The 13,137-nt window shown below is 59.5% G+C and carries 11 protein-coding genes; 4 read left to right on the forward strand and 7 right to left on the reverse strand.

Going from position 1 to position 13,137, the window contains the following annotated elements; all coding sequences use genetic code 11:
- Window positions 1-2: 2 nt before the first annotated feature.
- A complete protein-coding gene (locus ABJO75_RS15645; RefSeq protein ID WP_348134459.1) occupies window positions 3-668 on the reverse strand; it encodes a TRAP transporter small permease in 666 nt (221 codons plus the stop codon).
- 118 nt (window positions 669-786) lie between these two features.
- Entirely contained in the window at window positions 787-2,019 is a 1,233-nt protein-coding gene (locus ABJO75_RS15650) for a TRAP transporter substrate-binding protein (protein WP_348134461.1), read from the reverse strand.
- A gap of 123 nt (window positions 2,020-2,142) precedes the next feature.
- On the opposite strand from ABJO75_RS15650, the gene ABJO75_RS15655 reads away from it, so the two are divergent.
- The 4 genes from ABJO75_RS15655 (at window position 2,143) to pta (ending at window position 7,766) form a co-directional block, all read left to right on the forward strand.
- Window positions 2,143-3,759, forward strand: a complete 1,617-nt coding sequence (locus ABJO75_RS15655; RefSeq protein ID WP_348134463.1) for a choline dehydrogenase — start codon at window positions 2,143-2,145, stop codon at window positions 3,757-3,759.
- A 48-nt stretch (window positions 3,760-3,807) separates the two neighbouring features.
- Window positions 3,808-5,589, forward strand: coding sequence for a sulfoacetaldehyde acetyltransferase (gene xsc, locus ABJO75_RS15660; RefSeq protein ID WP_348134465.1), 1,782 nt, complete (start codon window positions 3,808-3,810; stop codon window positions 5,587-5,589).
- 67 nt (window positions 5,590-5,656) lie between these two features.
- Window positions 5,657-6,697, forward strand: coding sequence for a YeiH family protein (locus ABJO75_RS15665; protein WP_348134467.1), 1,041 nt, complete (start codon window positions 5,657-5,659; stop codon window positions 6,695-6,697).
- 43 nt (window positions 6,698-6,740) lie between these two features.
- Complete coding sequence (gene pta, locus ABJO75_RS15670; RefSeq protein WP_348134468.1) at window positions 6,741-7,766, forward strand: phosphate acetyltransferase; 1,026 nt, start codon at window positions 6,741-6,743, stop codon at window positions 7,764-7,766.
- Between the two features lie 6 nt (window positions 7,767-7,772).
- Here pta and ABJO75_RS15675 read toward each other — a convergent pair whose 3' ends face one another.
- From ABJO75_RS15675 to ABJO75_RS15695, 5 genes are all read right to left on the reverse strand, one after another.
- The gene (locus tag ABJO75_RS15675) at window positions 7,773-8,717 is read right to left on the reverse strand and encodes an ABC transporter ATP-binding protein (RefSeq protein ID WP_348134470.1); all 945 of its coding nucleotides are present in this window, start codon (window positions 8,715-8,717) and stop codon (window positions 7,773-7,775) included.
- Window positions 8,714-9,697, reverse strand: coding sequence for an ABC transporter ATP-binding protein (locus ABJO75_RS15680; RefSeq protein ID WP_348134471.1), 984 nt, complete (start codon window positions 9,695-9,697; stop codon window positions 8,714-8,716). The genes ABJO75_RS15675 and ABJO75_RS15680 overlap by 4 nt, the downstream gene beginning before the upstream one ends.
- Window positions 9,694-10,566, reverse strand: a complete 873-nt coding sequence (locus ABJO75_RS15685; RefSeq protein ID WP_348134473.1) for an ABC transporter permease — start codon at window positions 10,564-10,566, stop codon at window positions 9,694-9,696. The genes ABJO75_RS15680 and ABJO75_RS15685 overlap by 4 nt, the downstream gene beginning before the upstream one ends.
- Before the next feature lies 1 nt (window position 10,567).
- Window positions 10,568-11,488, reverse strand: a complete 921-nt coding sequence (locus tag ABJO75_RS15690) for an ABC transporter permease (protein WP_348134475.1) — start codon at window positions 11,486-11,488, stop codon at window positions 10,568-10,570.
- 74 nt (window positions 11,489-11,562) lie between these two features.
- Window positions 11,563-13,095 carry an ABC transporter substrate-binding protein gene (locus ABJO75_RS15695; protein WP_348134477.1) on the reverse strand — a complete coding sequence of 511 codons (1,533 nt, stop codon included), beginning with the start codon at window positions 13,093-13,095 and terminating at the stop codon, window positions 11,563-11,565.
- Window positions 13,096-13,137 lie beyond the last annotated feature (42 nt).

A 13,137-nucleotide genomic window follows, 5' to 3' on the forward strand; every position in this document is an offset into this window, starting at 1 on the left:
GATTAATCCGCTCCGATCATTGTGGGTTTGATCAACTGCTCGCCGCTGCGAAAGTTGGAGAGATCCTCGAACCAGTTTTCAAGCACACGACCAGCCATGAGGACAAAGGCGATCGGAACGGTGATCAGGTACCACCACTGCATAAAGTTGTCGGTGCCCGCCAAAATCTGGAAATTCGAGGCCGAGTTGGCCGCGACCCGCGTCGCTGTGACCACGACAATGACGCAGAATCCGAACCAGAGAACCATGTCCAACGTCAGACAGGCCATCTGCAATCCGCGCGACATCGAGGTACGAAATTCGGCAAAGGCCAGGTGCGTCCGCAGGCGGATGTTATAGGAACAACCAAACCACGTCATGACGAGGAACAGGACCGGTGGAAAGGTTGTCGACCACGGTGCCTGAACTGAAAACACAAAGCGGCGGATCACCTCGACAAAGATGATGATCGCGATTGCGAGGTAGGTATAGACCATCACGCTGCGCTCAAAGTGGCGATCAATCAATGGAAACCGGTTGTACAGCGCCGTTACGATCAGGCCGCCGATCAGAGTCGCAAGGGTGCCAACGACCCAGACGCCCTGTGTTGATAGTGCTTTGCTGATTGTCCAGGAATCTCCGCTGCCTAGGGCAGACAGGATTCCCATGACATCTGACCATAGCGACATGGTCGTCTCCTCCGTGAAATGACCGCCCCCCGCTTGCGCGGACCCTCTGGTCAATGTGCTTGAAAAAAGTCGGCTGCCCCCGAAACCGGGGCCAGACCTGTCGCGAATTGGCTGCGTGTCAGCCTTTCCACCAGCGCCGCGGTTCGACATTCTCGGCCCGTGTGTCGGCCGGAATCTCGCGCGCGATATCGTAGATTTCCTGATAGGTATCGATGCCACCAGCCCAGTTGTTAAGACGCTCGCGCCACTGTTCCCACAATTGCGGCTGGAACTCGGGCGAGCACATTTCCTCGGCCATCTTGATTTCGCTGTCCGGCAGGAAGGCACAGCGCACATTGTCCTGCACAAACATCGTGTCCGGCAACTGTGGGTCCGAGAATCCAACCGTGTTGACCAGCGCCGCTTCGTTCGCGCCCTGCACGTGGACCTGAGCCCAATAGGCGGATTCCATGACCGCATCCTGAAGGTGTTCATCCAGGCTGTTGAATACCTTGGTCGACATCGATGTGTGCTCGGTGCCGCAGAAAAACTTCAGGTCTACGGATTGCGACACAACCGGGGTCATACCGGCATAGGCCACCGCCGAGGCCCATGTCTCTGCACCATCAATCAGACCCTGACGCAGACCGTCCAGCGTTTCTTCCCAGGCCACCGGCACCGGGTTCAGGTTGAGCGCCTGCATGGCGATCCGGCCCAATTGCGTGCCGGTCACACGGTTCTTGGTGCCAAACAATTGTTCAAGCTTGGTCACCGTCGGTTCCTTTTCCCACTTCAGACCCATTTGCAGGCCGCGCAGCTCGCAATGCGAGAACAGGAACTTCAAACCATGCCGTTCTTCCAGCGGATCGCGCAGGATGCGCTGTGATTCGGGGCTGTACAGGAAATGATACTGCGATGCCCGAGTCGGGAACATGTAGGCATAGTCGAGAACGTTCAGATATGGCGCCGCCCCTGCCGAGTTCTGGGTCGACGCCGCATAGATATCGACAATGCCCAACTGGGTCTTTTCAACACAGCTGGTCTGCCCGCAAATCTGGTTGTCGCCAATAAACTCGATGCGGATTTCGCCATCGGTACGCGATTCCAGATCACGGGCAAATTCCAGCGCTCCCATACGTTCTATCAATAGGTTACGGGCATTGAATCCGGATGCGCCGAACTTGAGCGTGTGCTTGGCCGGCTTGGAAAAACGACGCTCATAAGTTGATTCTGCGGCGCGCGCCAAGCTGCCGACACTCATCGCGCCGCCAAAGGTTCCGGCCGCCAGCAGTGTCGAACTCATACCGTATTGGCCCGCCAGCTTGAACAGATCACGCCTGTTGATCCGGCTCAGTTTATCTCCAACACCCATGTGGTTCCTCCCTAAGTGATGTTTCGATTATTGATACTTGCGGTCTCATTAATAGTTACGTATTGAAAGTTACGCAAGGTAAAAGATTCGCCGTTCAAGGCGCTCGCTCACGAGGAGGATGCGATGGGAAATATCGAAGCAGACTATGTGGTCGTGGGCGCTGGCTCGGCCGGATGTGTGCTGGCGAATCGCCTGAGCGCCGACCCCTCCGTCAAGGTTGTGTTGCTTGAAGCAGGCGGTCGTGACTGGAATCCCTGGATCCATATCCCGGTCGGATATTTCAAGACAATCCACAATCCGAAAGTCGACTGGTGTTACAAGACCGAGCCCGATCCCGGACTGAACGGGCGTTCCATCGAATGGCCCCGCGGCAAGGTTCTGGGCGGGTCATCTTCGCTGAACGGGCTGCTTTATGTGCGCGGACAGGCGCAGGATTATGACCGCTGGCGGCAGATGGGCAATACCGGCTGGGGCTGGGATGATGTGCTGCCCCTGTTCAAGCGGGCCGAAAACAACGAACGCGGTGCTGATGAGTTTCACGGCGATCAGGGCCCGTTGTCAGTGTCCAATATGCGCATCCAACGCCCGATCACCGACGCCTGGGTCGCAGCCGCGCAGGCGGCCGGGTACAAGTTCAACCCCGACTACAACGGGGCCGATCAGGAAGGTGTCGGGTTTTTCCAGCTAACGTCGAAAAAAGGCCGACGGTGCAGCGCAGCGGTTGCCTATCTGAACCCGGTCCGGTCCCGCGAAAACCTGCAAATCATCACCCATGCGCAGGCCGAAAAGATTGTGATCAAAGACAAACGCGCCACTGCTGTCACCTATACGGACCGCAGCGGCTCGGCGCAGACCGTCACGGCCAACCGCGAAATCATCTTGTCTGGTGGCGCGATCAATTCGCCGCAGTTGCTGATGCTGTCCGGTATCGGCGAGGCTGACCAACTGGCCAAACACGGTATCCCGGTCGAGCAGGACTTGCATGGTGTCGGCAAAGGCATGCAGGACCATCTGCAGGCCCGGCTGGTCTATAAGTGCAACGAACCGACCTTGAATGACGAGGTCAGCACCCTGTTGGGTCAGGCCCGTATCGGGTTGAAATACATGCTCTTTCGGTCCGGCCCGATGACGATGGCCGCCAGCCTCGCGACAGGGTTCCTTAAAACCCGCGAAGAACTGGAAACCCCAGACATCCAGTTCCATGTGCAGCCTCTGTCGGCGGAAAATCCCGGCAAAGGTGCCGACAAATTCTCGGCCTTTACCATGTCGGTCTGCCAACTGCGCCCCGAAAGCCGGGGTGAAATCCGGCTGACCAGCAGTGATGGTCGCGCCTATCCCAAGATCATCCCCAACTATCTATCCACGGAGACCGACTGTCGGACCATCGTGGCCGGGGTCAACATCGCCCGCAAGATCGCGCGCCATGCGCCGTTGGACAGCAAGATTTCAGAAGAGTTCCGCCCTCATGCGGATCTCGACATCAACGACTATGACGCCACGCTGGACTGGGCGCGCAACAACACAGCCTCGATCTATCACCCGACCGGCACCTGCAAGATGGGCCAGGGCAAGGTTGCGGTAGTCGATGAAAATCTGCGCGTTCACGGCATTCGCGGCCTACGCGTGGCGGATTGCTCGATCATGCCCGAGATCGTTTCGGGCAACACCAACGCCCCTGCGATCATGATCGGCGAAAAGGCCAGCGACCTGATCATCACCGATCGTAACCGGCCAGCCTGACACTACTTAACCCAACGAATTACCATCTACGTTCCAGAGGAGACTCCAATGAAAATGACGACCGAAGAGGCCTTTGTTAAGGTCCTGCAAATGCACGGGATCGACAATGCGTTTGGCATTATCGGGTCCGCCATGATGCCGATTTCCGATTTGTTCCCGGCTGCGGGCATCAAGTTCTGGGATTGTGCGCATGAAACCTCGGGTGGGATGATCGCCGACGGCTATACTCGCGCCAGCGGCAAGATGAGCATGGCCATCGCGCAGAACGGCCCCGGCATCACCAACTTTGTCACACCTGTGAAAACCGCGTTCTGGAACCACACTCCGATGTTGCTGGTGACGCCGCAGGCGGCCAACAAGACCATCGGACAGGGCGGGTTCCAGGAAATCGAGCAGATGAAACTGTTCGAAGACATGGTTTGCTATCAGGAAGAGGTCCGCGACCCCAGCCGTATGGCCGAGGTTCTGAACCGTGTGATCGAAAAGGCATGGCGCGGATCCGCTCCGGCGCAGATCAACATCCCACGCGACTACTGGACACAGGTCATCGACATCGACCTCCCCCAGATCATCCGTCTGGAGCGTCCTGCTGGTGGGGCGCAGGCCGTGGCCGATGCGGGGAAACTGCTCTCCGAGGCCGAGTTCCCCGTGATCCTGAACGGTGCCGGCGTGATTCTGGCCGGTGCAATCGACGCCAGCGCCAAGCTGGCCGAGGCGCTGGATGCGCCTGTTGCCTGCGGCTATCAGCACAACGACGCCTTTCCGGGCAACCACCCGCTGGCCGTCGGTCCGCTGGGCTATAACGGCAGCAAGGCGGCGATGGAGTTGATCCAGAAAGCCGATGTTGTTCTCGCCCTTGGCAATCGGCTGAACCCGTTCTCGACCCTGCCCGGCTATGGCATCAACTATTGGCCGCAGGACGCCAAGATCATTCAGGTCGACATCAATTCCGACCGGATCGGCCTGACCAAGAAAGTCGATGTGGCGATTCAGGGGGATGCAAAGCGGGTTGCCGAGCAACTTCTAGGACAGCTGGCCGACGGTGCAGGCGACAGGGGGCGTAAGGACCGCAAGGAGCTGATCGCCATGACAAAATCCCGTTGGGCACAAGAACTCAGTTCGATGGATCACGAGGACGACAACGACGAAGGCATCACCTGGAACGAGCGCGCGCGCAGCCGCCAGCCCGACCGCATGTCACCCCGCCAAGCCTGGCGCGCGATCATGTCGGCGATGCCCAAGGACGCGATTGTCAGCTCCGACATCGGCAACAATTGTGCCATCGGCAACGCCTATCCGTCGTTCGAAGCGGGTCGGAAATATCTGGCACCGGGCCTCTTTGGCCCCTGCGGATACGGTCTGCCCGCGATTTTGGGTGCCAAGATCGGCTGCCCGGATGTGCCGGTTGTCGGCTTTGCCGGTGACGGAGCGTTTGGTATCTCGATGAACGAGATGACCGCCTGTGGTCGTGGCGACTGGCCTCCGATCACCATGATCATCTTCCGCAACTACCAGTGGGGCGCGGAAAAGCGCAACACGACCCTGTGGTATGACGACAACTTTGTCGGAACTGAACTGAACCTTGACGTGAATTACGCCAAGATTGCCGATGGCTGCGGGCTAAAAGGCGTTCAGGTCACGAAAATGGAGCAATTGACAGATGTTTTGAACACTGCGGTCAAAGAGCAGATGAACGACAACGTCACCACCTTCATCGAAGTTGTCCTGAACCAGGAACTTGGCGAACCCTTCCGCCGTGACGCCATGAAAACACCGGTTTCCGTGGCCGGTATCGACAAATCGGACATGGCCCTGCAACAACTGGCCTGATCCACTTAGGGGGCGGCCTGTGTCGCCCCCTACCCCCTCTTTTCTAGCGCACCAGGAGACCTGTGCCATGTCTGAAGCGACCGCCCCGAACCAAACGCCGATCGCCCGGACGCAGCAGTTCTTGTCAGATAACGGTCCGGGGTTCTTGGTCTCGGTCGTCATCGCGGTGGCCGCACAATTCCTGTCAGAACACTACGGCGCACCGGCAATGCTGATGGCGCTGTTGTTGGGGATCGCGTTTCATTTTCTCGCCGAAGAAGGCCGGTGTGTCCCCGGCATCGCGCTGACCTCTCGCACGGTGTTGCGGATCGGTGTGGCCTTGCTGGGCGCACGGATCAGCGTCGAGCTGCTGATCGGTCTGGGGCCCGAACTGATAACACTGGTGGTGGCCGGGGTGATCCTGACCATCCTGTTTGGCATCGTCGGCGCCAAGGTTCTGGGCCGTGGCTGGCGCTTTGCGCTCTTGACCGGCGGTTCGGTCGCAATTTGCGGCGCATCCGCCGCCATGGCAATCGCCGCCGTTCTGCCCAAGAACGAACATTCCGAGCGCAACCTGATCTTTACCGTGCTCAGCGTCACGGTTCTGAGTACGCTGGCGATGATCGCCTATCCCATCATCACGCAGGCCCTGCAACTGGACGAATTGCAGACCGGTGTGTTCTTGGGCGGCACCATTCATGATGTTGCACAAGTCGTCGGTGCCGGGTTCTCGGTCTCTGAGGAGACCGGCGAAACCGCGACGTTGGTCAAGCTGATCCGTGTCACCATGCTGGCGCCCGTGGTGCTGGTGTTCTCGCTGGTGATCCGCAGCTTTGCGGACGACGCGGGCAACGATGGTGGCAAACGTCCGCCGCTGATTCCGTTCTTTGTGCTGATGTTCCTGCTTCTCGCCGCGATCAACTCCTTTGGGCTGATACCCGCCATTGTGCAGTCTGCTCTCAGCGATCTGTCCCGTTGGGCGCTGCTGATCTCGATTGCTGCGGTCGGCATGAAAACCTCTCTCAAAACCATTCTTGATGTTGGCGGGCAGGCCATCATCCTGATCGTGGCCGAAACCGTGTTCATCGCCGGATTTATCCTGTTCGGCATCAAATGGCTGGCCGGATAGGCCCGATCTTCTCTCTTATTCCCGGAATCCACGGAGCCCCGCAATGAAGCCTCTGCAAATCCTGTTGGCCAACGCCGCCCAGTCAGATCAAAGAATTGCGCTCAGCGAAGGCGCCGACCCGCGCGTGGTCGAAGCCGCGATTATGGCGCGCAAACAAAAGGTTGCCCGTATCGTGCTGGTGGGTGATGCGTCAGAGATCAAGGTCAGGCTGGCAGCAGGTGGCGGAGAGGCGCTGGACGGGATCGAGGTTCACGACCCCTCCGACACGCCGCTCGCCGATCAGATGGCAGAACAGTTTCTTGCCCTGCGCAAACACAAGGGCGCCACGGCGGAGTCTGCCGCAGCCGCGATCCGGAACCCGCATGTCTTTGCCGCTCTGCTGGTACGTATGGGGCTGGCGGACGGCACGGTCGGCGGGGCGGCGACGCCCACAGCGGAAATCGTGCGCACGGCGATCCAGATGATCGGCACGGCCCCGGATGCAAAGCTGGTTTCGAGCTTTTTCCTGATGCTGTTCTGCAAGGAGCACCATGAAACCAAGGGCGCACATGTCTTTGCCGACGCCGGGCTGGTCATTGATCCGGACGCTCGCGAGATGGCAGAAATCGCCTGTGCTTCGGCGGTGTCTTTGCTGCAACTGGTCGGCGAAACACCACGAGTGGCGATGCTGTCTTTCTCGACCCGAGGCAGCGCCAGCCATGAAAAGGTGTCCAAGGTGGTAACGGCCACCGAAATGGTCCGCGAGATGGCACCTGACATGATCGTGGACGGCGAGATTCAGTTCGACGCTGCGTTTGTGCCTGATGTCGCCAAATCCAAGGCTGCCGATTCTGCGCTGGCCGGGGCTGCCAACGTCTTTGTCTTTCCAAATCTTGAATCCGGCAACATCGCCTACAAGGTTGCCCAGCGGATCGGCGGGGCAGTGGCAATCGGGCCGATCCTGCAGGGTTTGGCCAAGCCCGCAAACGACCTGTCGCGCGGCTGTTCGGCCGAAGATATCCTGCATATCATCGCCGTCACCACCGCGCAGGCAAGCCAACCTGTCGTAACGGCCGAACCCGCTCACTAGCGGTAGTCAGGTCGCATACTCGCATCGCACGAGACCGCCGTGCAGTTCACGCAAATCCTGCTGGGTCGTGGTGCAACTCTCACGGACCTCGGGGCAACGCGGAGCAAACAAGCAGCCGCCATGCACCGCAAACGGATCTGCGGCCGCCGCGCCAAGTTTTTGTTCAGGCATGCCCAGTTTCGGATCCGGCAGCAATGTCGCGCCCAAAAGCGCACGGGTGTAAGGATGCTGCGCCCGTTCAAACAGGGCATCGGTCTTGGCCTCTTCGATCGTTTGCCCAAGGTACATGACCGCAACCCGGTCTGCGAGATGCTCGACCACGGCAAGGTTGTGGCTGACAAACACCATCGTCAGACCCAGCTCTTGCTTCAGCGACAACAGCAGGTTGATGATCTGCGCCTGCACCGACACATCCAGCGCCGAGGTCGGCTCATCACAGATCAGAACGCGCGGGTTCAGGATCAACGCGCGGGCAATCGCAACACGCTGACGTTGTCCACCGGACAGCTCAGCGGGATAGGCATCCGCCAGCCGTGATGGTAGGCCCACAAGGTCGAACATCCGCGCGACCTCGGCCTTCTCATTCGCGCCGCCATGCAGGCGCAAGGGTTGCCCGATCAAGGTCTGGATGCGTTTGACCGGGTTGAGCGAGGCATTGGGGTTCTGAAACACCGGCTGCACAAGGCGGACACGCTCGGCGACGGGCATCGCGCCAATCTTTTGCCCGGCGATTTCGACCTCCCCAGCATCAGGCTGCAACAGCCCCAACATGATGCTGACCGCTGTGCTTTTGCCGCAACCAGATTCACCCACAAGACCAAGGGTTTCGCCCTCGATCACCTTTAGCGACAGGTCGTTGACCGCCACCAGTTCCTCGGTCGGTGCGAACATGCCGCGACGCAGGCGATAGGTCTTGGTGATATTGCTCATACGGATCATCGTGGGGGTCATGCTGCGGTCTCCGCTGCCTTGAAACACTCGACAAACCGCCCTGCTCCGGGTTCAAAGCGCGGCACCGGATCGGTGCTGCAATCCGGTCCGGCGATCGCGCACCGGTCACGAAAGGCACAGCCTTGCATCGTGCCGATAAGTCCGGGCACGCGGCCCGGAATTGCGGGCAGTTCGCTGCCACGCAGGGTCACACCCGGTACCGGGATCGCGGCAAGAAGCCCTTGAGTATAAGGATGACATGGTGCCGCAAACAGATCGGCCACCGGCGCGCGTTCAGCGATACGCCCCGCGTACATGACAGCAACTTCGTCGGCGATGGCCGCGACGACACCCAAATCATGGGTAATCAGCAAGATCGACAACCCAAGATCAGTTTGCAACTCGCCCAACAATTCAAGGATTTGCGCCTGAATAGTCACATCGAGCGCCGTTGTCGGCTCGTCCGCGATAAGCAGTTTCGGGCGCCCCATCAGCGCCGAGGCAATCATGATGCGCTGGCGTTGGCCGCCGGAAAAGCCGTGCGGATATTGCGTTAGTCGCGCAGCCGGGTTGGAAATTCCAACACGCTCCAGCATTTCGATGGCCCGCCCATCGGCGTCCCTGCGGCTCAACCCTTCCGAACGCATGACGCCTTCGGTCAACTGCCGTCCGATGGTCAGCGTCGGGTTCAGCGCGCTGGTCGGATCCTGAAAGATCATCGCAACATCGCGACCGCGCATCCGATCCAGTTTGGTTGACGTTTTATCAGACAAGTCGTGCCCGGTCATCATGAACGTATCTGTCGTGATCTGGGCATAACGCGGCAACAGCCCCATGATCGACATGGCGGTCAGTGACTTACCGCACCCGGACTCGCCAACCAGACACAGCGTATCTCCGCGTGCGATTTGCAAATCGACCCCGCGCACCGCGTTCAGCATCCCTCGTTCCGTGGGCAGCGAGACCCTGAGGTTCCGGATATCCAGCATCATGTCGGTCATCTCTTTGCAGGCCCCGTAATATCGCGCATTCCGTCACCAAACAGGTTCACCGCCAGCACCAGCACACAGAGTGCGGACCCCGGCAGGGCAATGAGCCAGGGATCAAACAGAATGTTGTCTCGCCCTTCGGAAATCATCAGCCCCCAGGATGGCGTCGGCGGGCGCACGCCCAGACCGAGAAACGACAGCGCCGCTTCGAGCAGGATGACGTTCGCCACCTCAAGCGAGACAACGACGAGGATCGTGGCCTGCATGTTGGGCAGGATTTCCAGAAACAGGATGCGCGGTCGGCTGGCACCGACGGCCCGCAAGCCCATGATGAATTCCTGATGCCGCAGGCTTTGCGCCGCAGCGCGAGTGACGACGGCAAAGCGGTCCCACAACAGCAGGCCCAGCACGGTAATCAGCGTGGTCAAAGATGCTCCGCCCAAAGCCACCGCCGCCAGTGCCACAAGAACGATGGGCAGCGACAGACGGGTGGTGATGGCAAAGCTGATGATCATGTCGATCCGGCCACCGAAATACCCGGCAAGCAGACCCAGCGTGATGCCGATTGCCCCAGAAACAAGGATCACCCCCAGCCCAACGCCTAGAGAGACCCGCGCACCGTAGATCATCCGTGACAGGTAATCGCGCCCCAGATGATCGGTGCCCAGCAGATGCTCGGGTACGGATCGGTCGTGCCAGAACGGAGGCAACAAACGGCGGGTCAGGTCCTGTGCCAACGGGTCATGCGGGGCCAGCAACGGCGCGAAGATCGCGATTGCGACGATGATTGCCAGCAGCGTGCCGCCGATAAGAACGCCGGTATTTCCGCGCATCTTGCGCCAAAAGCTCGGCCTTGCGGTTTCTACCGTTGCATCGGTCATGTCAGGATGCCCCTCTCAGCCGCGGATCAAGAACCGCGTTCAGAATGTCGGCCAGCATGGTCAGCAACACATAGAGCAGCGACAGGATCAGAATGATCGCCTGCACCACCGGGAGGTCGCTGCGCAGCAGGGATTCCCATGCCAGCCGCCCCAGCCCATTCAGCGCGAAGACGCTTTCAATCACGATAGACCCGGACAAAAGCTGCCCCAATTGCACCGCCGCCAGCGACACCAGCGGCAGTACCGCATTGCGCACCGCGTGGCGCCAGATGACCACATGCATCGGCAGGCCCTTGGCTCTGGCCGCGCGGATATAATCGGTGGCCAGCACGTCGATCATGCCGGATCTGGTGATACGCATGAGTTCGGGAATGGCATAGTAGCTTAGAACAATGACCGGCAGGATATAGCCCTGCCAGGTCTCTGCTCCCGAAATCGGCACCCAGCCGTACCAGACGCCAAAGACGACGATGGCCATCAGTCCAAGCCAGAAACTCGGTATCGCCTGGCCGGACACCGCAATGACCAGCGCAACGCGGTCGATCCAACCATGAGGCCGCAGCGCCGCAGCGATACCCAGCGGCACCGCGATGACCACCGCCACGATGAACGATATGAAACCAAGCCGCAGCGTCACACCAACACGGTTGCTGATAATTTCCGTTACAGGGACGTTGAAATAGATGCTTTGCCCCAGATCGCCGGCCACGGCGCTGCTGATCCAGTCGAAATATTGCACGATGATCGGGCGATCAAAACCATAGGCAACGCGGATCGCCTCGGCATCCTCGGCGCGCCCGCCCGCTCCGGCAATGGCGATCGCGGGATCCCCCGACAGGAACATCAACGCGAAACTCAGCGCCGAAACCGTCAGGCATACGCAAAAGGCGACGAGCAATCGTCTGGAAATGAATGTGAGCATGATGTCTTTCCGTTGATCTGGTGCCGGGCGGCAGGGAGAAAACCGCCCGGCACCGTTCCGCGTGGGAGGTCAGCCTATTTCCAGCTGGCCATCCACCAGCGGGCGAACTCATCCGGGTGCGGGGTAAAGTTCAGATCGTTTGACAGGCCATAGTTGACGTTAAAGTTGTACATCGGCATCCAATAGGCTTCTTCGGCGATCTTTTTGACGGCCATGGCATAGTTCTCGGCCCGAACCTCGCGGTCAGATGCGGTATCAGCCTCGGTCAGCCAGCCTGCCAGTTCCTTGTCCTGCACCAGATCATCCGCACCACCGCCAAAGAAGTTCGACAGGATGAACGCGGTGTCGCCGATGCCATAGCTGCCCCAGTTCGAAAAGAACGCCGGAAGCTCTTTGGCACGCCATTTGCCGATGCCCGACGCGTATTGCTGTTCGTTCAGAACCAGCGTGACGCCGACATTTGCCAGATCGGCAGCAACGGCCTCGGCGGTCGGGCGCGGCATGGCGGCAAAGACCATTTCCATTTCGAACCCGTCGGGGTAACCGGCTTCGGCCAGCAATGCCTTGGCCTTCTCGGGGTCAAAGTCATAGGTCGCGACATCCTGTTCACAGCCGAACTGTGCCGGGTTGCAGGGGGTGTTCAGAACCTTGGATGCACCACCCGCAAACGCTTCGACAATCGCGCCACGGTTGGTGGCGTGGATCAGCGCCTGGCGCACTTTCTTGTCGGCAATCGGGCTGTCACCGGCCAGTGCCTCGGGGGCGAAACCGACATAGCCGATGCGCATGATCGGCGCGCTGATGATCTGCACCCGGCCTTCCAGACGCGACGCCTGATCCGGAGGAATACGCCAGATCCAGTCGAGATCGCCGGACATCAGTTCGGCGTACTGGGTGTTCATCTCGGGAATGGTCCGCACGGTGATCTTGTCGATGGTCGCGCCGCTCTTGGGACTTCCAGCATAGTGATCTTCAAACCGCTCCAGTTCATAGCGAATGCCCGGCTCTTGCGAGACAAGCTTGTAAGGACCCGTTCCAATCGGGGTCGCCGCCATCCCGGCAGAGCCATTTTCGGCGAAGAAGGCGTGCGGATAGATCGGAAGCGCATCCGCCAGCATCTCGACCGCACCGGCAAAGGGTTTGGACATGTTGATGCGGACCTTGTAGTCGTCCAGCTTTTCAACACTCTCGATCCAGTCGACCGAGATGGAATAACGGGTGCCATATTCCTCGGTGATCACGGTGTTCAGCGTTTCGACCACATCGTCGGCAGTGAAATCAGCGCCATTGTGGAATTTCACGCCTTGGCGCAGGGTGAATTCCATGGTCAGCGGGCCGGTAAAATCCCAGCTTTCGGCCAATGCAGGCACGATTTCCCCGGTGTCGAGGTTTTTGTAGAGCAATCCATCATAGATGTGGCGCGCGAGGATCAGGCCCTGGCGTCCGGCAATCTTGTAGGTGTCGAGCGGCTCCGGCTCGGCGGCAAAGGCCACGTTCAGTGTGTTACTGGCCTTGTCAGCCATGGCAGGCGTGCCAAGTGTCAGGGCGGTGCTTGCGGCCAGCGCCGCAATGCCACCAAGGATGAATTTCGAAGAGCTGTTTGTCATGGTTCTCTCTGTTGCTTGGGTGAAGTGAAAAGGAACGCGCGC

The sequence above is a fragment of the Sedimentitalea sp. genome (assembly GCF_039973035.1).
Taxonomy (GTDB): domain Bacteria; phylum Pseudomonadota; class Alphaproteobacteria; order Rhodobacterales; family Rhodobacteraceae; genus Sedimentitalea.